Raw genomic sequence first — 23,964 nt, 5'->3', positions numbered from 1 at the left:
TCTAACGGAATCAGCGTTGTCCAGGTAAATCCATATGCTGTAAAGCAGAGTAAAGAAATAGAAGACAATAGCCAGCTCAAGGATGACAGAAAAGATCCAAAACTGATTGCGAACCTTGTGAAAGATGGAAACTACGGAATGCCTTATCTTCCAGAAAAAGTTTACGCGGACATGAGAAGACTCTCCATGTTCAGGGATCAGCTTACCGAAGACAGGATAAGAAATATCAACCGCCTTCACAGGGAATTAAAAATCTATTTTCCAGAATACATGGACGCATTTGGAAAAATAGATGGGGCATTTACTTTGGAAGTACTGAAAGTATCAGCTATCCCATCGGATATCACAGCACTGGGAGCAGAAGGCATAAAAAATATCTGGCACAATGAAAAACTGAGAGGACGCGGTTACAGCAGAGCCAATGAAATCGTGAGCTATGCAGAGAAAAGTGTGGGATTAACGGATGGAACAGATGCAGGGCGTGAGACAGTGAAATGGTATGCAGAACAGATCCTGAAGCTGGATGAGCAGCTTGCTGTGATTGAAAGTACTTTACATGAAAAATGCAGGGAAATACCTTACGCAGAAAACATACTTGAAATCAGAGGTGTAGGTGAAAACATACTGGCTGGAATACTGGCAGAAATGGGAGATATCAGCAGATTTGATGATGTGAAGGAAATCCAGAAGCTAAGCGGGATGGGGCTGGTGGCATGCAGTTCAGGCAAGCATAAAGGACAGACGAAAATCAGCCACAGAGGACGCAAGAGACTCCGGTATTGGCTGTTCCAAGCGGCAAAATCGGCGGTGTCGCATGCAGATGAATTTAAGCAGCTACATGAGTACTATACAACACGAACCAACAATCCGCTGAAAAAGATGCAGTCACTGGTTGTGATAGCCTGCAAGATACTGAGGGTGAGTTACACGATCCTAAAGACAGGGACAACTTATGACCCGCAGAAACTGTTGAAAGATATTAAACGACCAACGGCTTCACAGGCACCAATGGCAGCATAGCAAATAAAATAAAAGAAGTAACTCCAGAACTCTGTCGAGTGGCTGATGGAAGGCATTGGAGACTGGACAGGGTTCTGGAAAAGAAACCCGTAAATCAGATGGGAGTGTGAAATGCACTACATCAGCACAAAGACCAACGGAAGGCTGTAGTGGTGTAGCGTCCACTGAGTAAATCAGTATCATGACAGTTGAACGCAGGTCAGTAACAATCAAACAGAAAAACAAGAGCTGTAGCCGGCAACGGTATTTTCCATGGGGCATGACCCCGTCTAGGAGCTTGGCTGGCACTCAGTGTATGGTAGGTGGAACGAAGGAAGTTGGGATATGATCCCCTTAGACACGGAAGGTTCATCATCATAGTTGATCAGAGGGAAAATAGCCTTTATAAAGCAAACAACAGGGATGCTTTAAGAAGTGTACCCATTAATCAGCTATTCGGTACAAGATACTACGATATCCATCACTCCCGGCTCTTGTTTTGAGGTAAATAAATATCGTCAAAGCCAGTAAAATCAATAGATTTAGGCTTGACAGAATAGGAAGGATGTCAGATGAAAGGTAAGAAATTTGCAGAGGTATTTGCGTCACTTGTAAAAACAGTGGCAATTGCATCCGTATCTGAAAGCTCAGATTGGTATAATTATCAGACTAAGGAGCCGGAAGGACTGAGGAAAATCTATTTGATAAAACATGAAAAGAAGTAAAGAATGAAATTGGTAAAAATTTTTGTGGAAAAACGTACTTTACAGGAGGAAATAACAATGAAAAACAAATTAAAAAAAGCACTTTGCTTAGGGTTAGTGTTAACCATGTTTTCAACAACAAGCGTTATGGCAGCAACCTATGGATATTCATTTGGTCTCATGCCGGAAAATGTTCAAAATACAGCCTATAAAGCAAAAACTGGAAGTACAGCCTATGCATCTGTGCATGTTACGGAAATGAATTATCCGTCTGCCTCAATTAAGTACCGTACACATGTAGCAGATAAGGGATTTACAGCGGAGTATACTGAACAAAGAGGCTTAGGAACGTGTACAGTTATTTACAATAAAACGGTAAAAAAAGATGAAAATGTAAGTTTATATGGTTATAATCCTTCATCAAACGGTGGAATTACGGTTTCAGTAGGAGGAACTTGGGAACCATAAGAAGTTATGATAAGCAGATGCGGCATTTGGCGCATCTGCTTATTGGAGGGGGAAAGAAAGATGGGAAGAAAAAATTGTGCAGTTATTATGCTGACAAGTGCCTGTCTTGTTCTGACAGCCTGTGCGCCAACGGAGTTTCCCGAGCAGAATGGCACAGAGCACCAGAATCAGATGGAGGGGGTCGCCAAACAGGAGCTTACAGAGTTTGATACAGATGATGTTGAGAAAATTCCAGATCATCTGACCTGTCAGGTGGATGATCTGTTAATGGTAGATGCAGATGTCCGGTTATGGGGGCTTTCGGAATGGAAGCTTTCCGACTGGTATGCGACAGAAAAAAATTATACAGAATCAGAAGAAGAGGCACATGAGCTGATTCAGAAAATGATGAACGAAGCAGGGTGGAAATATGAGGAGAAGGATGTAGAGTGTTACAGGAACAGTGAAGGGGAAAAAATTTATTATGTAGAGATTTCAAATCATGAGGACAATGTTTATGTTTTACCGGACAGATTTAGTTATTCAACTGAACGCGGGTATGTTTCCTTAAATCAGTCAGACTTCTGCGGAGATTATAAGGGAGACAACAGAGAACTGTACAAAACCGGCAGAGAGCTGGCGTTCGGTTCGATAAAAGAGAGTGAACAGCTGGCAGTGGATTATGCAGAAAAAATGGGAATTCAGGTCAGTGATACAGTGGACTGCTATACACTGGATGAAAAGAATAAGAGAATATCATGGCTGGATCTTGATAAATTCGACAATCACACACCGGAGGAAGAAGAAAATAGGAATTTCTCGTATGCGATATTTCTTTATCAGGATTACTTTGGCATTCCGGGTCTTAGATATGATCCGGGGGATGGAAAACTTACAAACGATACCACTTTCCGTTCAAGCGTGTGTGAAGTAAGTGTAGACAGGGATGGAATTGCATATTTTCAGTCTGCACCAACGTATGAGCTGGAGAAAATGGGAACCGAACAGGAGATTCTTCGTCCGGCGGACATTATAGAAAAACAGGTAGAGATGATGAAGTCAAAGGAGGAAACCGGTGAAATGAAGCTGTCGGAGGTTTCGCTGGAATATCTGCCGGTTTACGATAAAGAAACGGAATTGTACCATATGTGTCCGGTATGGGCATGTTATTATTCGCAGACAGTCACTCACTATGGTGAGGTGAATTATGATTCCGAAGAGAAATATATAGCTATTTATGATGCCTATACAGGTGAAGTTCTGCAGACCAAATGAGGGGGGAGAAATATGAACCGGTATTTTACAACAAATGTACTTCGCATGTTTCAGAATCGAAAAATATATATCTGCACACTTGGAATGGCACTGACACTGTATATGAGCGGAATTGCTTTTATCCGCTCAGACGGGGATTCTGCGAATCTGCAGGATGCTTTTTCCGTCGTATCCAGTTCCGGGTTCATTATCCTGTTTTATCTGCTCTGCGTGATTGGCGGAGGTCTCAGTTACTGTGAGGACTGTAACAGTGGTTTTACCAGATACGCAGTCGTAAGAGGTGATGCAAAAAAGTATATCAGGGGGCATCTTTTTTCTGCAGCCCTTGGCGGCTGTGCAAGCATGCTTGGCGGTATGGCATTGTATGAACTGCTCATGATTTTTACGCTTTGGCCGATAAAAGGCTCGTTTTATGCTATGTTTTCGCAGAATCATGCTTACTTTATCCAGAATATCTGGAATGCTCTGCTACTGTCCCTGCTGGGTGCGGTTCTCGCAGGATTGGCGATGACGGTGACGGCATGTATTCCCAATATATTTGTCGGGACGGCAATGCCCATTCTTATTTATTACATGGTCATCTGCCTGTCCAATAAATATGCTCCGCTGGAGCTGGGACCAATTCTGCCGGCATGGGTATACTTTGGCAATGCGGAATTTCTGGGGGGAGGAATCTGGCAGATGCTTTATGCTCTGGCGTATACAGGCTGTATCTACTTTGTTTTGTGGAAGATTGCGGCAAGGCAGATTATAAGGAGGATGGAAAATGCTTAGGAGTATGTGTAACAATTTCAGAAAGTGGAAAAGCAGCTACCGGGTATTCATCGTCTTTTTGTCCGTTTTGGTTTTCACATTTATCCGGGAAGATTATTTAAGGCAGTATGCGCAGGATGTGGGACTAGCGGTGACACCATATTTTTTCGCTTTTCAGATGGATGACGGAATAACGCGGATGCTTTTTTATTTTGGGGTGGTTTTATTGTTTTGTAATGCCCCGTTTATGGATGACCAGCAGATGTTTGTTCTGGTGAGGACAGGGCGGCTGCGCTGGTTTGCCGGACAGCTTGCCTACATTGTTGCCGCGAATCTGGTATATTTTCTGTGGACTGCACTGACGACAGTTCTGGTACTCATTCCGCAGGTCGGATTTTCTACGGACTGGGGCGGTATTATCCGGATGTGTGCAGAAAATAACGGACTGGCCGGAGTGGTGATGCACAAGGAAATCGTGGAAGCCTATACGCCACTTGCTGCCTGTCTGATTACCTACGGACTGAATGTACTTGTGGGTACGCTGCTTGGTCTTGTTGTCTTTCTTGGAAACATGCTTGGGAGCAGAATATATGGATCAGCAGTGGCCATTGGCTGGATTGTTTTTTCCAATATGATTGATGTGGTGAGGCTGCCTAAGCTCAGAGTTCTGTCACCACTGCACTGGACGACCACCTATGCTTATTTAAGGAGCGATGATGCAGTTCCGCTGTGGTATATTCTTGCGGTTGAAATCGCAATTATTCTGGTGACCGGATTTATCATTATGAAAAAATCGAAGACATACACACTTGACGCTATTGAGTCAGGCTTATAGAACATTTGCTGAAGGCAGAGAGGATTTAGAGAATGGAAAATTTGATAGAAATACAGGATGTCGTAAAAAGGTTCGGGGAACAGACGGTTCTGGACCATGTGAGCCTTTCTGTCACACCCGGAAAAATATATGGAATCATCGGAAGGAACGGAAGCGGCAAGACAGTTCTTTTTAAAAGCATCTGTGGTTTTGTCCTGCCGGATGCGGGGAAAATCCTGGTTCGTGGCAAACAGGTGGGGAAGGATGTGGATATCCCACAGGGAATTGGAATTATTATTGAACATCCGGGTTTTCTGCGGGATTATTCAGGCTTTCAGAACCTGAAGCTTCTTGCGCGTCTGCAGAAGAAAATCACAGATGAGAAGATAAAAGAGAGCATCCGGCTCGTGGGGCTTGATCCGGAAGATAAGAAGAAGGTGGGGAAATTTTCCCTCGGCATGCGTCAGCGACTTGGAATTGCACAGGCAATTATGGAAAGTCCGGACATCCTCATTTTGGATGAGCCGATGAACGGTCTGGATAAACATGGCGTGGAGGATATGCGGAAGCTTCTGGTTCAATTAAAAGAAGAAGGGACAACCATCCTCGTAGCGAGTCATAATCCACTGGATATAGAAATTCTCTGTGATGAGGTGTACGAGATGGATGCCGGAGCAATAACGAAAGTTCATTAAAACAAAAAAACCAAGCAGGGAATTATTATATAATGCTTATTGACTGTGCAATCATACAAGAATATATTCCTGTCTTTGACAGTTATTAGAAGAAAAAATCGCTGTATCCATTGATTTTACTGGGGTTCAGCGATTTTTGCCGTTGTTTTGAAGTATAGTAATTTATTCCTTCCCTTTGCAGATATAAAAGGACTCTGCATTTTTGGATTTTGATATATGAAGATGCATATGCAACACCTTCTTATTATACAATACAATAACAGAAAATAACATATATAAAAACATAAAATTTGACGCAAAAAAAGCAGGTTTTATAAGGCCTGCAAGTACTTTTTCTATTATTCAACTGTCAAACTCCCGAGTAGGCGGTGATAGTGATGCGCTGTTGACAAAATGTAGTTTACAACATAAAATAAATATGAATTAAATATAACACTTATCGTTGCCACCGGGCAGCGATTAAATGAAAGGTGTTCAGGACACCGCCGTAGGTACAGCGCATTAAAAATGTGCTATAAGGCGATGCCTTGGATACTTTTTTCTTTTTGGTGGCAATTGGGAAAGAAAGGAGATTTTATAGTGAAGATAAGAATAAATTCTTAGAAGATTTTTGTAAACAAAGATTAACTTATGGTAACATTGAGGGAAATCCTGAATTTAAAGCAGGAGTCTGCAAGCTTTATAAAACTATTAAATTGGATGAGATTATCCCCACGCATGGTGCTACGGGTGCCAATCATCATGTGTTTTATTCTCTCATTTCGCCGGGAGAGAGAGTCATTAGCATCAGACCGACCTATCAACAATTGTATTCTATTCCGGAATCCTATGGTGCAGATGTGCAGTTGATTGATCTTAAAAAGGAAAATGGGTATCTTCCTGATATTGAGGAGATTCGCCGTCTGGCAACACCGGAAACAAAAATGATCTGCCCATTGATTCTTATACGTTTTGTGAAGAAATGTACAAGCAGACAGGTGCTTTTGTCACGCCAGGGGACTGTTTTGAACAGTCGCACAGCATGAGGATTGGATATGCCTGTGATGCCGAAATCCTGAAAGCTGGTCTATGTGCGGTCAGCGAATATATTAAGATGAAATTGAAAGTGAATTAAAAAATCATGTGATTTATCCGATATATGAAATATAAGGGAAACAATGGATATATTTCACGGAGGAGACATTATGAAAGTAGGAGAGGCAAGAGGAATCTACAGTTCTGTTCTGAAATCATACAATCAGCAGAAATTCAAACTGTCAAAGCAGCGAAATGAGCTAAAGGAACGGATGGAAAGCACACCGGACGGTAAAACGTTGTATGCCGATGAGGCAGCCACTCTGGATTTGCAATATAATGCCGTTGCAGAAAAACAGGATGAATATCAGGATTATGTAGATCAGCTTATGGAGCAGTGGGAAAGCAAGTTTAACAGTGTTGCGGCAAAGCAGCAGGACGAGGCTGCGAAAGACTACAGTGAGGAAATGGGAAAAATCATGACGGTAGCCAGACGCATCATGCATGGAGACATTGTGCCAGCACAGGATGAGAAAAAGCTGATGGAATTTGATAAGGATCTGTACATGATGGCAAAAAATGCCGGAATGATGGCGCGGTTGGAAAAACGCAAAAAGTATAAGTCGCTTTGGGATGATGAGGAAAAGAAAGAGCGTGAGGATCCAATGGAAGCAGCTGATGCAGAGGAAGCATTTGCAGCCGGACCGGAGGTTGTGTCGGTGGAATCGGTTATGGAGGCAGCGACTGGGGAGATGGAGTCGGAATAAGAGTAAATGGACTTTCAAGTTGGTAAAAATTGTGCTAAAATAACAGTTAGAAATAACTAACCTGAAAGGAGAGACGTAACTATGGTAATCAGGATTACAGTAGAAGCAATCGTGTACAGTCTGCTTTATACAGCGTTTATGCTCGTTTTATTTAGAATCCAGGGAGCAAAATACCAGCTTTACAATTATCCACCTGCAATTAAGGCGCGGGCTATTGAAAAAGGGATTACAACACAGGCGGAGTTGGATGCACATGCGAAAAAGAATAGAGTATTCGGGCTTTTCGTGTAAGTGAGTATGGAAATAGCATCCTATGTATTTTTTACAAGAAAGTTTAGTTTGACTTTTTAGAAAAAGAGAAATATAATGATTTTCAAACGAGTAGCAAACGAGCGTAAATCCAGTTTTGCTGCTCGTTTTTATTTTTATGATGCCATGAAAAAGTGTGTAGCTTATCAGCGTAAGTCCAGCTTGTGAGATAAGTACATGCTTTTTTTATGCAGAAAAAGGAGGATTCAGTTAAGATGGCAGAAAGTAACAGGATGAAGGAGATGCCGGTCAATAAGCTCATGGTGCAGATGGGAATACCGATGATCTTGTCAATGGCATTACAGGCGGTCTACAATATTGTGGACAGTGCCTTTGTCGGAAACATGAAGGAGGGAAGCGAAGCCGCATTAAATGCACTTACGCTGGTATTTCCGGTGCAGATGCTCATGGTTGCAGTAGGAATCGGAACCGGTGTGGGGACGAATGCACTTCTTGCGAGGACACTTGGACAGGGAAACAGCAAAAAAGCAGCAAAAGTTGCGGGAAACAGTTTATTTCTTGGAGTAATTATTTATGCGGTATGTCTGTTGTTTGGAATTTTCGGAGTGAAAGCCTATATTTCATCGCAGACGGTTGATCCGGAAGTAATTGCAATGGGAACAGGTTATCTTCGAATATGCTGCGTGATTTCGTTTGGAATTATCTTCTTTTCCCTGTTTGAAAAGTTATTACAGGCAACCGGGCGTTCACTTTATTCTACAATCGGTCAGGTTGTGGGGGCAGTAGTAAATATTATTCTTGATCCAATTATGATTTATGGTATTGGACCTGTTCCTGAAATGGGAGTAGAAGGTGCTGCGTATGCGACGGTAATCGGACAGGTAGCATCGGCAGTATTACTCTTTATTTTCCATATGAAATTAAATAAAGAGTTTGCACATGGAACAAAATACATGAGACCGGAGGGCGGGATAATAAAAGAAATTTATTCGATCGGACTTCCGGCGATCATTGCACAGGCATTGATGTCGATCATGGTATATGTGATGAACCTGATCCTAAAGTTCAGCCCGTCGGCACAGACTGCATATGGATTGTTTTATAAAGTGCAGCAGTTTGTGTTGTTCCTTGCATTTGGTCTGCGTGATGCGATCACACCGATCATCGCTTTTTCTTATGGAATGGGAAGCAAAAAGCGTATCAAGGATGGAATCAAATACGGGCTGATTTATACGATTGCACTTATGATCCTCGGTGTGCTGATCACGGAAATTTTCCCGGGTGCATTTGCAACTTTATTTAACGCAGGGCTGTCAAGAGAATATTTTATCGGAGCAATGCGGATTATTTCTATCAGCTTTCTTTTTGCAGGAGTCAATGTCGCATATCAGGGAATTTATCAGGCATTGGACGGAGGCATCGAGTCGCTTGTGATTTCGCTGCTCAGACAGCTTGTAATTATATTACCGTTGGCAGGCATTTTCTCTATTTTCGTCCGAAATGGACAGATGGGAGTTTCGCTGATCTGGTGGGCGTTCCCGATCACAGAGTTTATCGCGTGTCTGGCCGGCTATGTATTTTTAAAGAGAATATGGTGTATGAAGCGCAGAGAAAAGTGATTTTGGAGATTGCGGAAAAGGAAAGCTGTGTGATCATAGGACGGAATGCGGATTTTATCTTAAAAGACAAAGATAATGTGCTGAATGTTTTTATACATGGGGATATGCCGGAAAAGGTAGCGCGTATCTGTAAACTGTACAATGTTACCGAGGAGGAAGCAGAAAAAATGATGGCGGATATTGATAAAAGGCGTATGACAAATTATCGATTTTATACGGATCAGAAGTGGGGTATGGCAAAGAATTACATATAAATATGATTACATTGCTTTTGCAACGATTTTCTCATCGTTGTTTTGAATCTCGTTGCTGCTTTTTTCTTTCTTACAATTGTTACAACAAAAGAGAAATTTGAACAAAGAAATGGTGCCGAGAAAAATGCTGTTTATTGTATTGGACAGACATCTGTAAGTCAGTATGCTAATCTTTGTAGTGTACCATTAAATTCTATTTTAAGGAGAAACTATGTATGGGATTAACAGATACAAGTAAATTTTTAAGTCTGGTACTCAGATATAAACCGGATACAATAGGAATTTCGCTGGATGAACACGGCTGGGCGAATGTATCAGAGTTAATAGAAAGCATTTCAAAGACAAGGCCGTTTGACATGGAAATGCTCGAAAAAATTGTACAAACAGATAATAAACAAAGATATTCATTTAATGAAGATAAGACGTTCATAAGGGCAAACCAGGGACATTCCATACCCGTAGATGTTGAATTAAAAAAAGCCATACCGCCGGAGTTTCTTTATCATGGAACCGGGGAGAAGTATGTTGCATCGATTGATAAGACCGGTCTGATTCCAAAGAGTCGGTTATATGTCCATTTATCAGGGGATGAAGATACGGCAGTCAAGGTTGGAAGCAGGCATGGAAAGCCGGTGATTTACAAAGTGGCTGCTGGAAAGATGGAAAGGGCAGGTTATGCGTTTTTCTTATCGGTAAACGGAGTCTGGCTTACAAAAGAGGTGCCGAAAGAGTATTTGATTAAAATGGAATAAGAGTAATTCCGATTGACCATTTTGAGTGTCTCCTTGCTTAGGCTTTATTGTTGCGTGCAAATTGTATTTCTGTGTTAATGTCATTTAAGGATAAATCCTGCAGATTGTTTTGTTCTGCGGAATGACGCAGGGCATTAAAAGCAGAGCGTCCGTCCTCTAAAGAAACGCTGGTGGATGCACAAATTTCAAATGGAATTTTACGTTCTCTGACAACTGCCCGCGCAAAAATATTAAATGCGGTGGAAGCGTTCATACCAAATTCTTTACATAAATTATCAAATTGATTTTTTAAAGACCATATGGAGCGCTGGTCGATTTTTGTAAAAAGTGCAGGTAGAAACAGTTAAGCAAAGATGTTATCATTTAAAATATCAAAGTGAAATATGTGGAGGAACTATATTGGTTAGAGAAATTTATGAAAATGAATTAAAGGATCTGCTTGAATTATATTTGCATTTGCATGAAAGTACAATCTCGGAAATGTCAGAGTATTTAAGTAAAACATGGAATTGTGTATTTTCGACAGCAGGACACGCAATAGACAGCGAACAGAGAGGGCAGGGGCTGGAAATTGCTTTGCCAATCACAGTAGGAGACAATGTCTGGATTGGAACGAATGTATTCGTGCTGCCGGGCGTGACAATCGGAAACAATACCATCATTGGTGCCGGAAGTGTTGTGAATAAAAATATTCCGGATGGTGTGATCGCGGCCGGTAATCCCTGTAAGGTAATCCGTAAAATAACCGAATCCGATAAGAAAAAATATCCAATTTTTGAGGAAAATCATGAACATTTTAATCATAGAAGATGATGCAGCCATCCGTCAGGAATTAAAGCTGCTGTTAGAAAATGCACTGTATCAGGTCACGGTACTGACAGAATTTCATCACGTGGTAGAGGACATTCTGCAAATGGAGCCGGATCTGATTCTGCTTGATGTAAATCTGCCGCAGCAATCCGGATTTGAGATCTGTAAAAGTGTCAGGAAAACGTCGGATGTTCCGATTATTTTCCTGACCAGCAGGACGGATTCAATGGATGAATTAAGCGGAATGCTGCAAGGCGGTGATGATTATATCACAAAGCCGTTTCAGCCGCCGTTACTTCTGGCGCATATCGCGGCCGTATTAAAACGGGCGAAAAAAGCAGACGTAACAGAGAAGATGACCTGTAAAGGTGTGGAACTTGATGTTGTCCGTGGCTGTGTGAAGTGTCAGGAGCAGCAGGTGGATCTGTCGAAAAATGAATTGAAAATCCTGCATTACCTGTTTTTGCATCAGGGAGAGATCGTGCCAAGAATCGAACTGGTGGAATACCTGTGGGATCAGCAGGTCTTTATTGATGATAATGCCCTCAGTGTAAATATCACACGCCTGCGCGCAAAACTTGCAGAAATTGGTGTATGCGACTTTATTGAGACAAAAAGAGGGATGGGCTATCGCATATGAAACTGACAGAATATCTGAAAGACAAAGTGTTGTTGCTGCTTTTACATATGGTATGTATGGCAGGGCTTGTTATCTTTTTGCGGCTGACCGGCTATTCCATGGATAAATGTGTGATTATACTGGTGTGTTACGGTGTAATACTGGCAGGATGGCTTTTCCTTCAGTTTTTTTCACGCAGAAGCTATTTCAGAAAATTAGAGCAGCTTACGGATCAGCTGGACAGGCGTTATCTTCTTGGAGAACTGATGCCGGAATCGTTTGGGCTGGAAGATCGCAAGTACCGGGAACTGATCCGCAAATCCAACAAATCGGTAATCGAGCGGATACACCAGATGGAACAAAACCAAAAGGATTACCGGGAGTACATTGAAAGCTGGGTGCATGAGATCAAGGCACCGATCACGGCGATTGCGTTAAACTGTGAAAATAACCGGGATGAGAGGAGCCGCTATCTCCTTGTGGAAAACCGCAAGGTTGAGAATTATGTGGATATGGCACTGTACTATGCGCGTATGGATGCGGTATACAAAGACTACATGATCGCGGAATCCAATCTGCAGGAAGTGGCACAACAGGTGCTTTTGCAGAACAAATATTATCTGATCCAGAGCCATGTAAAGGCGGAAGTTGCCTGCCCCGATACGGTATACAGCGATAAGAAATGGATCGCTTTTATTTTAAACCAGCTCATTCAAAACAGCGTAAAATACGGAAGAAGTGAGGGTACTCACATTCAGATTGTTACTAAAAAAACAAAAAGAGGTGTTCTTTTGAGGGTAAAAGATGACGGTATCGGGATTCCAAAGGAAGAAATCCCACGGATTTTTGAAAAAGGGTTTACGGGAACGAACGGAAGAAACCGGGAGCGTTCGACCGGAATGGGACTGTATCTGTGCCGTAAACTCTGTGACAAGTTAAATATAGAAATCCGGGCAGAATCTGCGGAAGGAAAGGGAACAGAGATCATACTTATGTTTCCGGTGAGTGATTATCTTACCGGTTACAGGGAGACATAACACGTTTATCTTTCAAAACTGTAAGATTCAGGAAAGGTAACTCCATACAAAGCGGACAGATCCCGTGTTAAAGTAGGCATAGTGAAGAAAAAATGATATTCTTTACTATGCCTTTTATTTACAAGCGAGGGAAAGGAGTGTCAGAAGATGCAGGAAATCATACGCGTAAGCGATGTGGAGAAATATTATGGAAACGGGGATCAGGTGACAAAAGCGGTGGACCGTGTCAGCTTTGCCGTGCAGCAGGGGGAGTTTATCGGTGTGATGGGAGCTTCCGGTTCCGGAAAGACAACGCTTTTAAATCTGTTGTCAACCATTGACCGGGTGACAGCGGGACATATTTATTATGGAGATACCGATATCACAGAACTGGGGGAAGAACAGCTTTCGGAATTCCGCAAAAAACAGCTTGGGTTTATCTTTCAGGAATACAATCTGCTGGATACACTCACACTGGAAGAGAATATTATGCTCGTTATGACGCTGCATCGGCGCGGCAAAAAGGAGATTCAGAAACGGTGCAGGGAGCTGCTTCGCATTCTGGGAATCGAGGAGGTTAAGGATAAATATCCGTATCAGGTGTCCGGCGGACAAAAGCAGCGGTGCGCATGTGCCCGTGCACTTGCAAATCATCCCACACTTCTTCTGGCAGATGAGCCGACAGGGGCGCTGGATTCCTTGTCGGCGCAGACCCTGTTAGAGACATTTACAGATATGAACCAAAACATGGGCGCAACCATTCTGATGGTGACACACGATGCTTTTTCCGCAAGTTATTGCAGCCGTATTCTGTTTCTGAAAGACGGACGGATTTTTCATGAACTGGTGCGTGGGGAAAAAGAGCGCCGGGCGTTTTTAAATGAAATACTCGATGTGATGACACTGACGGGAGGTGAACGTTCCCATGATGTGTAAACTTGCTCTTCGAAATGTAAAGCGCATGGCAAAAGACTATGTGGTGTATTTTATGACGATGGCGGTTGTGACTGCACTCATGTTTTCGTTTCATACGCTTTTGTTTTCCAAAGATGTGCAGAATCTGTTTCAGATGGATGCCATGATGAGTGTGATGACGGGACTTGCGACAGCATTTATCGTGCCGATCATTGCGTGGCTGATCAATTATATGGTGCGGTTTGTACTGGAAAAGCGAAGCCGTGAGTTTGGAATTTATCTTCTGGTCGGGGTAAAGAAAAAAGAGATTGCAAGGCTTTATTTTACGGAAAATCTGCTGCTTGGAGCGGGCGCATTTCTTGTAGGAATGGGACTGGGTCTGCTTTTTCAGCAGATCCTTCTGTCCATTTTTTACAGCATGGTGCAGCTGGATTACAAACTGCATCTGGAATGGAACCGAAACTGTATTTTGATGACGGCTGCATGTTATCTGGGCTGTTATCTGCTGGCGCTGTTTCGAAGCCGAAAAAAATTCCGCAAAATGAATATCCATGATCTGATGGAAAGTCAGAGACAGAATGAGGAAATCAAAGAAACGCATGAAAAGGCAAAGAGATGGTTCCTTCCGTTATCTGTGCTGTTTCTCGTCGTATTCGGTGTGTTTCTGTTTTGTTTTAAAGCATGGGATACCGGAGTTGTAATCGCTTTTCTTATTGGACTGGTGTTGACGATTTATCTTTTTTACACAGGCATTGCGGCGTGGATCGCCTGTTATGTCAGAAAAAAGGGAGCGGCTATTTACCGTGGGGATGCGCTGTTTCTGCTCCGGCAGTTTTCTTCTAAGATCCGGACACTGCGGTTTACCATGGGAACACTGACGGCACTGTTTACTCTGGCGATACTCGGAAGTTCGGTGGCATTTATGTTTAATCATTTCCAGAATGAGGTGCTTGTGAGCAAATTTCCGTTTGATGTGCAGGTATACAGCAGCAATGCGAAGGATGATTTTAAGCAGGAAATTGCTCTGCTGAAACAGGAGACAACCATAAAGGAAATTTTTACTTATAAGGTTTATGAGAACGAAACGAATCAGGTCAATGCATATCTGTACACGCACCTGAAAGAATTTGGAACAAAGTATCTGAACACAGACGGCACACCGGACTGGAAGAAGATCAATAAAAATGAAGAACTTGCATACTGCAATTACGATACCTATATGGGGCTCTCTGATTACAACCGGCTCCGTACCATGATCGGACTTTCGGAAGTGCAGTTAAAAGAAGATCAGTATGCTATCCATATCAAAGACCGCGTCCTGAATCAGATCGGTGATTTTTCCGGTCAGATAAACATCCAGGGTACGGACGGTAAATTATCCTTTGCGGGCTATCACACGGAGGGATTTTCGCAGAACGGTCATAACGGTGGGGATTATATCATTATCGTTCCAGATGCTGCCCTTGCGCAGATGCATCCCTATTATGCAGAACTGGTGGCGGATATCAAAGACAAGGCGCCCGTAGATCTGGAGAACCGGCTCGATCATTTGGAAGAAGATCCGGATAAGATCAGCGTGAATGGGCACGCCATGACGGAAGCAGCTTCGGATGACTGGGATGGAGAAGCGCTTGGAAATTCCTGCTCGGGTTCGGATACGATTGTAACCTATACAGCAAAAAATCTTGTGCGCGACAATCTGATTCCGGAAGTGAAATATATGTTATCTTCGCTGATGTTTCCGCTTTTTTATATTGGTCTGGTATTTTTATGCGTGGCACTGACAGTACTTTCTGTGCAGCAACTCAGCGACTCCGTAAAATACAAATTCCGTTATCGGGTTCTCTCGCAGATTGGTTACAGCAGAAGAGAAATCCGCCGGATGATTTTCAAGCAGCTTGTCGGTTATTATCTCTGTCCGGCGTGTGTGGCGCTTGCAATCAGTGGACTGGTCTGTGTATATACCGGTGGCAAGTTTGATTTTTATACGGGGGTTCAGGCGGCACCGGCAACTTATTTTCTGATTTCTTCGGCATTGTTTTTCGGAATTTATCTGGTGTATTTTATCATTACCTATATTGGATTCTGTCGGAATGTGGAAGAGCAGGGATAGGAGGAAAATAGAAAAATGAGTACCAAAAAAGTAATTGGCGGTTCGGTTGCGGCTATAGTTATTCTCATCATTGCACAACTTGCAGCACAGCTTGCCGCAAGTGCATTGAACCTGATAAAGATTCCGGATGGAATATGTAATATCATTGCAGGAATTTTTTATGTCGGACTGACTTATGTTATTTTAAAGATATATATTGAGAAAGTGATCAGGTTACCTATTTCTGATTTTGGAATGCCCGTATTTCATATTAAAAGAAAATGGATTTTAATTGCTATTCTGTTGCCACTTCTGGTAAAAGGAAGTTATCTTTTGTTCTTTCATGGTGCGTATGTTTCCTCGCATATGAATGGAAAGCAGATATTTCGTACATTAAGTGCCGGAATTATGTTTACCGGAATCGCGGCTGGATTTGTCGAAGAAATGGTATTTCGGGGCGTTATTTTAAATCTTTTAAGGAAAAAATGGAATCGTAAGGTGGCGGTTATTGTTCCATCGGTGCTGTTTGGCATGGTTCATATTCTGGGAATGGATTTTTCCATCGGAAGCTGTTTGCAGGTTCTTGTTGCAGGCACGATGGCGGGAATTATGTTTTCAATGATTGCAATCGAGAGTGGTTCTGTCTGGAACAGTGGAATCGTGCATGCCATCTGGAATATTGTAATGATCGGTGGGGGACTGGCAATTGGACAAAAAGCGGATCAATTCTCTGTCATGACTTATGTTCTTGATGCAAAATCATTTGCGGTGACGGGCGGTGAATTTGGCATGGAAGCGTCTGTTATTTCGCTGGTGGGGTACATCATAGTTACTGGTGTGGCTTTTTTCGGAAATAAAGAATTATGTGATATCATTTACAAAAAAGAATAGTTGAGGTATATATGTATAAGACAGTAAAAAGATGGATGCAGGGAATGGCCGGTTCCGGGTGCTTCAACACTCTCCTGGAAGGGAAAGCCCCTTGCTTATATGCCGTTTGTGTATGAACATGGAACGCATTTTGTACTGCCGGAATCTTTGCTTCGTATGGCTTTGCCGGTAGGACTTAAATTTGTGCTGCCCTTTATATTCAGAGCGGCAAAAGAATACCCTGATGCGTGTGAAGCAACCAGAATAGATATTGACAGAAAGCTTTCTGCTGCACTAAAAGAATGGCGGGAAGAGTAGAATATAAATAAAGAATCGCGTGAATAGTCCGATATATGAAATGTAAGGAAACAATGGATGGATGCATTTCACGGAGGCAATATTATGAAAACAGGAGAGGCAAGGGGAATTTACAGTTCTGTTCTGAAATCATATAACGAGCAGAAATTCAAACTGTCGAAGCAGCGGGAAGAGTTAAAGGAGCGGATGGAAAGTACGCCGGATGGAAAAACACGGTATGCGGATGAAGCTGCTACACTGGAACTGAAATATAATGCGGTTGCGGAGAAACAGGACGAGTATCAGAATTATGTAAATCAGCTTATGGCGCAATGGGAAGGTAAGTTTAACAGTGTTGTGGCAAAGCAGCAGGGCGAGGCCGCAAAAGATTATGGGGAGGAAATGGGAAAGATCATGACCGTGGCAAGACGCCTGATGCATGGAGATCAGGTGCCGATGCAGGATGAGAAGAAACTGATGGAATATGATAAGGATCTCTATATTATGGCGAAAAACGCCGGAATGATGGCGCGGTTGGAAAAACGCAAAAAGTATGATTCGCTCTGGGAAGATGAGGAAAAGAAAGAGCATGAGGATCCGATGGAAGCAGCCGATGCAGAGGAAGCATTTACAGCCGGACCGGAAGTGGTGTCGGTGGAATCTGTCATGGAGGCAGCGGCTGGGGAAACGGAGTCATAGTCATAGGATGGTTTAAAAACTATAGATAAACAAAAAGGATTCATCCGTCTGGATGAATCCTTTTTCGATGCAGGAGATGGGACTTGAACCCACACGATATTGCTACCACAGGCACCTGAAGCCTGCGCGTCTGCCAATTCCGCCACTCCTGCGAACAAATGCTATTCTATAGGAATCTGAGCAATATGTCAATAGATAATTTTAATTTTTTTTATTTTGTTGCAATAAAAGAAAAAATTTAAAAAAATTAAAAATTACCATTGACATATGAGGGAGAGTTTGCTATTATAAACAAGTCGCTAAGACATGCGGAAGTGTCGGAACTGGCAGACGAGCAAGACTAAGGATCTTGTGATCATTGCGATCGTGTGGGTTCAAGTCCCATCTTCCGCACTAAGATGTGAGAAAGCCTTGAGAGATCAAGGCTTTTTTGTTATATAAAATATGGTATAATGAAGCATGCTGATGCATGCGCAGGTCATCAGGCTCCGCCTGGTGACAATGTATAATGAAGCATGCTGATGCACACAACAAAAAGGATAACTATATAAATATGAATATTCAAAAACAGTTTATAAAATATGTTTCCCAGAATATCTGTGGAATGTTGGGGATTTCCTGCTATATTATCGTGGATACATTCTTTATCTCGCAGGCAGCGGGAACGGACGGGATTACCGTATTGAATCTGGTGTTGCCGGTATATAACCTGATTTTTGCCATAGGATCGATGATTGGGGTAGGATCGGCAACCCGGTATACGATATTAAAAGCACAGGAAGATGACAGTGCAAAGAAATATTTTGCAAATGCGATTTTGTGTATCCTCATAATCAGCATTCCATTTGTCCTGTCTGGCATTTTTTCTCCGGATACGGTGATGCATATGATGGGGGCGGATGCCGGGATCACGCAGCTGGGCCGCACATATACGAGGATTTTCTTATTATTTACACCGTTTTTTATGATGAATTATGTGTTTTCTGCGTTTGTCCGCAACGACAATGCTCCGACCCTCGCCATGATTGGAACGATGATGGGAAGTTTTTCCAATGTTGTCCTTGACTATGTGTTTATGTTTCCAATGGGGATGGGACTGGCAGGAGCAGCACTTGCCACAGCAGCCTCTCCGATCGTCAGCATATTAATCTGCAGTATTCATTTTTGTCAGAAGAAAAATACGGTACAGTTTGCAAAGACCAGACCATCGGTACGGATGCTTACAGCATCCTGCCAGCTGGGGGTGCCGGCATTTGTGGGAGAATTTTCTTCCGGAGTGACAACAACGCTTTTTAATTACCTGATTTTAGGGCTTGCCGGAAATGTAGGAGTGGCTGCCTATGGCGTGATTGCCAACTTTGCACTCATATTTACCTGTATTTTTAACGGGATTTCCCAGGGAGCCCAGCCACTGGTCAGCCGTTATTACGGAGAAGGGAATGAACGTGCGGTTAAAAAGATTCTGCATCTGGGACTGGCTACGGGCGTTGTTTTCAGTCTTTTGATTATTTCGCTTGTCTGGGGATTTACAGACCCGATGGTAGCCTTGTTTAACAGTGAACATTCGGTAAAGATGGCGGAATATGCATTTACAGGAATGCGGCTTTATGTGATCGGATTTTTGTTTGCCGGTTTCAATATTATCGGAACCGGGTATCTGAGTGCATCGGAGCATGCAAAAGAGGCATTTACGGCCTCGGTTTGCAGAGGATTTGTAGCTATTGCGGTGTGTTCCGTGATATTGTCACGTATATTTGGAATCCGTGGTGTCTGGCTGTCGTTTATGGCTGCGGAAGCACTGACGGCAGGAATTACGGCATGGGCGCTTCTTAAGGATCGCAAAAAGGAGGCTATGGCATGAAGTATGATAAGAAAGAACCTGAAACGATGGATGCAGATCCGATGCGTCTTTTGGTTTCCGCCATATTGGCATTTACGGTGATGCTTTTTATCAATGGGTTTGTCGGAAGTATGGGTGGATTTCCTGCGTTTGTTGCATTTACGCTGGTATTTTTCCGGATACGGACCCGTGCGGGAATGGGAAACGGAGGGATGCAGCAGGAATTGTCAGATCGTCAGATCACAGGACGGCTGTTGTGGAAATATGCTGCTGGTTATCTGGTTTTATGGGGAATTTTAAGAATTGCGTTTCTGATCTCCCGGGTCACCGGCTGGGGAAATATCAATGGAGCTTCCGCAGTGGAATATGTACGGCAGATGTGGAACACATCGCTTTTGGAAAAATGGGCATATTTTTTTGCGGGGATGATCATGTTTGCGTTTGTGCTTTCACTGTTTCCGCTTGCTGTAATCCGGGAAAAGGTGCGGTGGATTCGCTATGCACTGGTTGATGGTGCGGTGTTTGCACTGGTATGTCTTGGAAATAACGGCGTCTGTCGTTTGAAATTTGAACAGAAATCATCAGGCGGAGCAACATGTCTGATCGATCATCTGCTGCTTTGCGGCCGGATGCGGACCTGGCAGGAAATCACCTGTCTGTTGGCAATGGTTGTTTTTATTCTTGTCATCGGTGCATTTGTATTTAGCTATGCATCCAGACAGTATGCGGTTAAAAATATAGATGGAATACCGGCATCCGCCGGGGAAGAAGAATCGCGCAGACACCGGATGATCAGAAAGATTGTGACGGTTGGCTGCAGTATTGCGGCGATAGTCATTGTTGTCGTGATAGTACTTCTGATGCCAAAAGATACCGCAGGGGATTATACGAAGGTTGCGGAATTTCTGACTGAGGATACGCGGATGGGACCGATGGAATATGGAGATGTGGTTTATGTATCGGTAAATGAGGAAGCGGATCTGGAGAAAAACGGAATTGCCCAGGGCTATCTGGCAGAGCGTGGAGAGCGCTGCGACAGTCGGTTTTATCAGCTTGCGATTGCAAATCTTCTGTATACCGATCCGACCGGAAAAACAAATCTCGTACAGACAGCCGGAACCGATGGAGGAACATATGCACCGGTGGCATCGGTGGAAACAGATAAGACATGGGAAACGGATGATGTGTTTCTTCTCTGGGATGAAGATTGGGCTTTAGAATCGGCATATTCGCACGAACCGACAGGCTATGTGGCATGTCCGGCGGATCTGATACAGGGGCTTAGGATGCAGTTTCCGGATGTGACTTACCGCACAGCGGATTTTTCGGATTATGATGCCTATTTTACACTTCGGGGATATCAGAACATGGAGCAGGCGCTGGAGGAAGATCCCGTGGATGGAGACTGGGTCGGATGTATTCTGGTGAAAGATAACAAATTTTATTTTGGAAGCTACGAAAATCAGATTACGGGTATCTGTCTGCAACAGCTGCGGAAAGTACTCGGAGGAAATGCAAAATAAAAAAGGAAATCAGGAATTCACGCAGAATATATAATATGTAGAGTTGTTTGAAATATTGTAAGGATTTTGGCGGTTTGTGCCGCAGAAATGAGCAGAATATGACAATTCGGGAAAGAATAGAACAGATAGAAGCAGATACTTTAAGTCCGTACGCCTGTCTGTCCATAAATTCAAAGGGCAGAGACAGGGAGGAACCGCAGTGTGATATTCGTCCGGTCTTTCAGAGGGACCGTGACCGTATCCTGCACAGTAAGTCTTTCCGGAGACTGAAAAGTAAGACGCAGGTTTTTCTCACACCGATGGGAGATCATTACCGGACGCGGCTGACACATACGCTTGAAGTATCGCAGAATGCGAGAACCATTGCGAAGGCGCTCCGGCTGAATGAAGATCTGGTTGAGGCGATAGCACTGGGGCATGATCTGGGGCATACACCGTTTGGACATGCAGGAGAATTTCTGCTGAATCAGGTGTATGAAGGCGGGTTCCGCCACAACGAACAGAGCGTACGTATTGTAGAAAAACTGGAAAAAGACGGAGAAGGACTGAATCTGACCTGGGAGGTCCGGGATGGAATTTTAAACCATCAGACACGGACGATTCCGCACACGCTGGAAGGAAAGATTGTGCGCCTGTCCGATAAGATTGCATATGTCAATTCCGATATTGACGATGCGATCCGTGCAATGATTCTGGATGAGGAAGATATTCCCGTGGAACTGCGTCGTACGCTGGGATTTACCACGAGAGAGCGCCTGGATCACCTGATCCACGATATCATCAGCAACAGTATGGGAAGAAACGATATCATTATGTCGGATGAGACCGCGGAGGCGCTGCGGGATCTGCGCTTGTTCATGTTTGAACATGTATACCGGAATCCGGTCGCAAAAGGCGAGGAAGTAAAAGCTAAGGCCATGCTGGAACAGATGTATTATTTTTATATGGACCATATCGAGCAGCTGCCGGCAAAGTTATTAAAAATGCTGGATGAGGGTGAAGACAAAGGGCGCATCGTCTGTGACTATATTTCCGGTATGACAGATAAGTATGCGATTACCAAATTTAAAGAAAATTTTATGCCGCAGGCATGGAAAGTGGATGGATATTGATGACTAGAGAAAGGAGGGGATTTCCACGCCGTATTTTTCAGATGATCTGATTGAGGAGGTACGTTCCCGCAATGACATTGTGGATGTGATCGGCGGGTATGTGCGTCTGCAGAAAAAAGGAAGTACATATTTTGGGTTATGCCCCTTTCATAATGAGAAGACGGGATCATTTTCCGTTTCTCCGAATAAACAGATGTATTACTGCTTTGGATGTGGAGCGGGAGGCAATGTTTTTACATTTCTGATGCAGTATGAGAATTATACTTTTACCGAAGCGATGCAGGTACTTGCCGATCGTGCGGGAATTGAACTTCCCAAGCAGGAGATGACAGGTGCACAGAAACGTGAGGCGGACAAGCGCACGAAGCTGCTGGAGATTAACAAAGAAGCCGCAAAGTATTTTTATAAACTTTTGCGCAGCCCGAGAGGGGAAAAAGCATATGCGTATTTCCGTAAGCGGGAGCTGTCGGATGAAACGATGCGCAAATTTGGCCTGGGCTATTCGGATCAGTACAGCGATGATCTCTATCGCTATTTAAGACATGTGGGATATGACGATGCGCTGCTGAAAGAGTCGGGGCTTGTCTCCATCGATGAGGTGCGCGGAGGCCATGACAAATTCTGGAATCGTGCCATGTTTCCGATCATGGATGTACATAACCGGGTGATCGGATTTGGAGGGCGTGTCATGGGCGAAGGGGAACCGAAGTATTTGAATTCGCCGGAGACGAAGATTTTTGACAAGAGCCGGAATCTGTATGGATTAAATATTGCAAGGACAACCAGAAAACCGCAGCTGCTTTTATGTGAGGGATATATGGATGTCATTGCACTGCACCAGGCAGGCTTTGACAATGCGGTGGCCTCTCTTGGTACATCGCTTACCAGTGGACATGCCAGTCTGCTGAAACGCTACACCAAAGAAGTGTATCTGACATATGACAGTGATGGGGCTGGGGTAAAGGCGGCACTCCGTGCAATTCCGATTTTAAAAGAAGTTGGAATTATCACGAAAGTCATAAACATGCAGCCGTACAAAGATCCGGATGAATTTATCAAAGCACTTGGGGCCGAAGAATATCAGAAGAGGATTGATCAGGCGGAAAACAGTTTTCTGTTTGAAATCCGTATGCTGGAGCAGAATTATGATATGAATGATCCGGAGTCCAAGACGGCATTTTATAATGAGACGGCGCGGCGGCTTTTAGCCTTTCCGGAGGAGCTTGAGCGCAACAATTATATCCAGGCGGTCGCTGATAAGTACAGGATTGGCTTTGAGGATCTGCGGAAGCTTGTGAATAATCTGGCAATGGCAGGGAGCGGGATTACAAAGGCGGCTCCGTTAAAGAGCGGTATCCATGAAAAAAAGAAAGAAGATGGCATGAAACAGTCACAGAAGCTGCTTCTGACCTGGCTGATCGAGGATACGCGGCTTTTTGACAGCATCAAAGGATGGATCACGGAGGAAGATTTCACGGAACCGCTGTATCGCAAAGCGGCACAGGAGCTGTTCACCCAGTATGGGGAGAGCGGACAGGTGAATCCGGCAAAGATTATCAGCCGGTTTCAGGAGGAGGAAGAACAAAAAGAAATTGCGGGGCTTTTTAATGCAAAAATTCATGAAGTAGAGACAAAACAGGACAAAGAAAAAGCATTAAAGGAAACAATTGAGAGAATCAAGGAAAACAGTATTGATGTTCGAAGCCGGCAGTCAGATCCGAATGATCTGACGGTCGTTATGCAGCTGATCAATGAACAGAAGGAATTGGAGAAGCTGAAGAAAACGCATATTTCTATTGATTAGGGAC

General features: G+C 43.5%; 25 protein-coding genes, 2 tRNA genes and 1 pseudogene. 26 read left to right on the top strand and 2 right to left on the bottom strand.

The window, feature by feature from the left end; all coding sequences use genetic code 11:
* From M72_RS14120 to M72_RS14065, 13 genes and pseudogenes are all read left to right on the top strand, one after another.
* Nucleotides 1–1,020, top strand: a 1,020-nt coding sequence (locus M72_RS14120) for an IS110 family RNA-guided transposase (protein ID WP_055068674.1), incomplete at its 5' end; no start/stop codon positions are given.
* Between the two features lie 551 nt (nt 1,021–1,571).
* Nucleotides 1,572–1,724, top strand: a complete 153-nt coding sequence (locus M72_RS16570; protein ID WP_082413929.1) for a cyclic lactone autoinducer peptide — start codon at nt 1,572–1,574, stop codon at nt 1,722–1,724.
* Nucleotides 1,725–1,781: 57 nt separating this feature from the next.
* Nucleotides 1,782–2,171: a hypothetical protein gene (locus M72_RS14115; RefSeq protein WP_141652753.1), complete on the top strand. Its 390-nt coding sequence runs from the start codon at nt 1,782–1,784 to the stop codon at nt 2,169–2,171.
* 60 nt (nt 2,172–2,231) lie between these two features.
* Nucleotides 2,232–3,425 carry a DUF6034 family protein gene (locus tag M72_RS14110; RefSeq protein WP_055068672.1) on the top strand — a complete coding sequence of 398 codons (1,194 nt, stop codon included), beginning with the start codon at nt 2,232–2,234 and terminating at the stop codon, nt 3,423–3,425.
* A 12-nt stretch (nt 3,426–3,437) separates the two neighbouring features.
* Entirely contained in the window at nt 3,438–4,199 is a 762-nt protein-coding gene (locus M72_RS14105) for a hypothetical protein (protein WP_055068671.1), read from the top strand.
* A complete protein-coding gene (locus M72_RS14100; RefSeq protein WP_055068670.1) occupies nt 4,192–5,013 on the top strand; it encodes a hypothetical protein in 822 nt (273 codons plus the stop codon). The genes M72_RS14105 and M72_RS14100 overlap by 8 nt, the downstream gene beginning before the upstream one ends.
* 32 nt (nt 5,014–5,045) lie before the next feature.
* Nucleotides 5,046–5,687: an ABC transporter ATP-binding protein gene (locus M72_RS14095; RefSeq protein WP_055068669.1), complete on the top strand. Its 642-nt coding sequence runs from the start codon at nt 5,046–5,048 to the stop codon at nt 5,685–5,687.
* Between the two features lie 527 nt (nt 5,688–6,214).
* Entirely contained in the window at nt 6,215–6,712 is a 498-nt protein-coding gene (locus M72_RS14090; RefSeq protein WP_055068668.1) for an aminotransferase class I/II-fold pyridoxal phosphate-dependent enzyme, read from the top strand.
* Nucleotides 6,713–6,871: 159 nt separating this feature from the next.
* The gene (locus M72_RS14085; protein ID WP_055068667.1) at nt 6,872–7,468 is read left to right on the top strand and encodes a hypothetical protein; all 597 of its coding nucleotides are present in this window, start codon (nt 6,872–6,874) and stop codon (nt 7,466–7,468) included.
* 81 nt (nt 7,469–7,549) lie between these two features.
* Nucleotides 7,550–7,759, top strand: a complete 210-nt coding sequence (locus M72_RS14080; RefSeq protein ID WP_055068666.1) for a hypothetical protein — start codon at nt 7,550–7,552, stop codon at nt 7,757–7,759.
* 233 nt (nt 7,760–7,992) lie between these two features.
* Entirely contained in the window at nt 7,993–9,357 is a 1,365-nt protein-coding gene (locus M72_RS14075) for an MATE family efflux transporter (protein WP_055068665.1), read from the top strand.
* A pseudogene (locus M72_RS14070) lies at nt 9,324–9,605 on the top strand (cytidylate kinase-like family protein); the annotation flags it as partial. The gene M72_RS14075 and the pseudogene M72_RS14070, both read left to right, overlap by 34 nt.
* 221 nt (nt 9,606–9,826) lie before the next feature.
* Complete coding sequence (locus M72_RS14065; RefSeq protein ID WP_022045809.1) at nt 9,827–10,363, top strand: RNA 2'-phosphotransferase; 537 nt, start codon at nt 9,827–9,829, stop codon at nt 10,361–10,363.
* A 37-nt stretch (nt 10,364–10,400) separates the two neighbouring features.
* Here M72_RS14065 and M72_RS14060 read toward each other — a convergent pair whose 3' ends face one another.
* On the bottom strand, nt 10,401–10,664 hold the full coding sequence (locus tag M72_RS14060) for a type II toxin-antitoxin system RelB/DinJ family antitoxin (RefSeq protein ID WP_226948328.1): 264 nt from the start codon (nt 10,662–10,664) through the stop codon (nt 10,401–10,403).
* Between the two features lie 98 nt (nt 10,665–10,762).
* Between M72_RS14060 and M72_RS14055 the strand changes: the two genes are divergently transcribed.
* The 8 genes from M72_RS14055 (at nt 10,763) to M72_RS14020 (ending at nt 17,681) form a co-directional block, all read left to right on the top strand.
* Complete coding sequence (locus M72_RS14055; protein WP_330378272.1) at nt 10,763–11,176, top strand: DapH/DapD/GlmU-related protein; 414 nt, start codon at nt 10,763–10,765, stop codon at nt 11,174–11,176.
* Complete coding sequence (locus M72_RS14050; protein WP_055068663.1) at nt 11,151–11,813, top strand: response regulator transcription factor; 663 nt, start codon at nt 11,151–11,153, stop codon at nt 11,811–11,813. Before M72_RS14055 ends, M72_RS14050 begins: the two co-directional genes overlap by 26 nt.
* Nucleotides 11,810–12,829: a sensor histidine kinase gene (locus M72_RS14045; RefSeq protein ID WP_055068662.1), complete on the top strand. Its 1,020-nt coding sequence runs from the start codon at nt 11,810–11,812 to the stop codon at nt 12,827–12,829. The genes M72_RS14050 and M72_RS14045 overlap by 4 nt, the downstream gene beginning before the upstream one ends.
* Before the next feature lie 147 nt (nt 12,830–12,976).
* Nucleotides 12,977–13,744, top strand: coding sequence for an ABC transporter ATP-binding protein (locus tag M72_RS14040; protein WP_055068661.1), 768 nt, complete (start codon nt 12,977–12,979; stop codon nt 13,742–13,744).
* Nucleotides 13,734–15,836: an ABC transporter permease gene (locus M72_RS14035; protein ID WP_055068660.1), complete on the top strand. Its 2,103-nt coding sequence runs from the start codon at nt 13,734–13,736 to the stop codon at nt 15,834–15,836. Before M72_RS14040 ends, M72_RS14035 begins: the two co-directional genes overlap by 11 nt.
* A 15-nt stretch (nt 15,837–15,851) precedes the next feature.
* Nucleotides 15,852–16,706, top strand: a complete 855-nt coding sequence (locus M72_RS14030) for a CPBP family intramembrane glutamic endopeptidase (protein WP_055068659.1) — start codon at nt 15,852–15,854, stop codon at nt 16,704–16,706.
* A gap of 99 nt (nt 16,707–16,805) precedes the next feature.
* A complete protein-coding gene (locus M72_RS14025; protein ID WP_055068658.1) occupies nt 16,806–17,003 on the top strand; it encodes a hypothetical protein in 198 nt (65 codons plus the stop codon).
* An 84-nt stretch (nt 17,004–17,087) separates the two neighbouring features.
* Nucleotides 17,088–17,681, top strand: a complete 594-nt coding sequence (locus tag M72_RS14020) for a hypothetical protein (RefSeq protein WP_141652752.1) — start codon at nt 17,088–17,090, stop codon at nt 17,679–17,681.
* Nucleotides 17,682–17,749: 68 nt separating this feature from the next.
* Here M72_RS14020 and M72_RS14015 read toward each other — a convergent pair.
* Nucleotides 17,750–17,833 (bottom strand) — tRNA-Leu (locus M72_RS14015).
* Between the two features lie 156 nt (nt 17,834–17,989).
* Here M72_RS14015 and M72_RS14010 point away from each other — a divergent pair.
* The 5 genes from M72_RS14010 to dnaG all read left to right on the top strand — a co-directional run bounded on the left by M72_RS14010 (nt 17,990) and on the right by dnaG (nt 23,960).
* Nucleotides 17,990–18,074, top strand: a tRNA-Leu gene (locus tag M72_RS14010).
* Nucleotides 18,075–18,234: 160 nt separating this feature from the next.
* Nucleotides 18,235–19,542, top strand: coding sequence for an MATE family efflux transporter (locus M72_RS14005; RefSeq protein WP_055068682.1), 1,308 nt, complete (start codon nt 18,235–18,237; stop codon nt 19,540–19,542).
* The gene (locus tag M72_RS14000; protein ID WP_055068656.1) at nt 19,539–21,044 is read left to right on the top strand and encodes a hypothetical protein; all 1,506 of its coding nucleotides are present in this window, start codon (nt 19,539–19,541) and stop codon (nt 21,042–21,044) included. The genes M72_RS14005 and M72_RS14000 overlap by 4 nt, the downstream gene beginning before the upstream one ends.
* 98 nt (nt 21,045–21,142) lie before the next feature.
* Entirely contained in the window at nt 21,143–22,156 is a 1,014-nt protein-coding gene (locus M72_RS13995) for a deoxyguanosinetriphosphate triphosphohydrolase (protein WP_055068681.1), read from the top strand.
* Nucleotides 22,157–22,175: 19 nt separating this feature from the next.
* Entirely contained in the window at nt 22,176–23,960 is a 1,785-nt protein-coding gene (gene dnaG / locus M72_RS13990; RefSeq protein WP_055068655.1) for a DNA primase, read from the top strand.
* The last annotated feature ends 4 nt before the right edge of the window (nt 23,961–23,964 follow it).

Source organism: Roseburia faecis (genome assembly GCF_001406815.1).
Classification (GTDB): domain Bacteria; phylum Bacillota; class Clostridia; order Lachnospirales; family Lachnospiraceae; genus Roseburia; species Roseburia faecis.
This window is presented reverse-complemented; position numbering and strand designations above follow the sequence as displayed.

Excerpts from the sequence above, each read along its gene's own strand:
- M72_RS14040 (WP_055068661.1), top strand. The coding sequence starts at position 12,977 with ATGCAGGAAATCATACGCGTAAGCGATGTGGAGAAATATTATGGAAAC.
- M72_RS14045 (WP_055068662.1), top strand. The coding sequence starts at position 11,810 with ATGAAACTGACAGAATATCTGAAAGACAAAGTGTTGTTGCTGCTTTTA.
- M72_RS14115 (WP_141652753.1), top strand. The coding sequence starts at position 1,782 with ATGAAAAACAAATTAAAAAAAGCACTTTGCTTAGGGTTAGTGTTAACC.
- M72_RS14085 (WP_055068667.1), top strand. The coding sequence starts at position 6,872 with ATGAAAGTAGGAGAGGCAAGAGGAATCTACAGTTCTGTTCTGAAATCA.
- M72_RS14030 (WP_055068659.1), top strand. The coding sequence starts at position 15,852 with ATGAGTACCAAAAAAGTAATTGGCGGTTCGGTTGCGGCTATAGTTATT.
- M72_RS14025 (WP_055068658.1), top strand. The coding sequence starts at position 16,806 with ATGCCGTTTGTGTATGAACATGGAACGCATTTTGTACTGCCGGAATCT.
- M72_RS16570 (WP_082413929.1), top strand. The coding sequence starts at position 1,572 with ATGAAAGGTAAGAAATTTGCAGAGGTATTTGCGTCACTTGTAAAAACA.
- M72_RS14000 (WP_055068656.1), top strand. The coding sequence starts at position 19,539 with ATGAAGTATGATAAGAAAGAACCTGAAACGATGGATGCAGATCCGATG.
- M72_RS14065 (WP_022045809.1), top strand. The coding sequence starts at position 9,827 with ATGGGATTAACAGATACAAGTAAATTTTTAAGTCTGGTACTCAGATAT.
- M72_RS14105 (WP_055068671.1), top strand. The coding sequence starts at position 3,438 with ATGAACCGGTATTTTACAACAAATGTACTTCGCATGTTTCAGAATCGA.
- M72_RS14095 (WP_055068669.1), top strand. The coding sequence starts at position 5,046 with ATGGAAAATTTGATAGAAATACAGGATGTCGTAAAAAGGTTCGGGGAA.
- M72_RS14020 (WP_141652752.1), top strand. The coding sequence starts at position 17,088 with ATGAAAACAGGAGAGGCAAGGGGAATTTACAGTTCTGTTCTGAAATCA.
- M72_RS14005 (WP_055068682.1), top strand. The coding sequence starts at position 18,235 with ATGAATATTCAAAAACAGTTTATAAAATATGTTTCCCAGAATATCTGT.
- M72_RS14100 (WP_055068670.1), top strand. The coding sequence starts at position 4,192 with ATGCTTAGGAGTATGTGTAACAATTTCAGAAAGTGGAAAAGCAGCTAC.
- M72_RS14075 (WP_055068665.1), top strand. The coding sequence starts at position 7,993 with ATGGCAGAAAGTAACAGGATGAAGGAGATGCCGGTCAATAAGCTCATG.
- M72_RS14110 (WP_055068672.1), top strand. The coding sequence starts at position 2,232 with ATGGGAAGAAAAAATTGTGCAGTTATTATGCTGACAAGTGCCTGTCTT.
- M72_RS13995 (WP_055068681.1), top strand. The coding sequence starts at position 21,143 with ATGACAATTCGGGAAAGAATAGAACAGATAGAAGCAGATACTTTAAGT.
- M72_RS14080 (WP_055068666.1), top strand. The coding sequence starts at position 7,550 with ATGGTAATCAGGATTACAGTAGAAGCAATCGTGTACAGTCTGCTTTAT.
- M72_RS14050 (WP_055068663.1), top strand. The coding sequence starts at position 11,151 with ATGAACATTTTAATCATAGAAGATGATGCAGCCATCCGTCAGGAATTA.
- M72_RS14035 (WP_055068660.1), top strand. The coding sequence starts at position 13,734 with ATGATGTGTAAACTTGCTCTTCGAAATGTAAAGCGCATGGCAAAAGAC.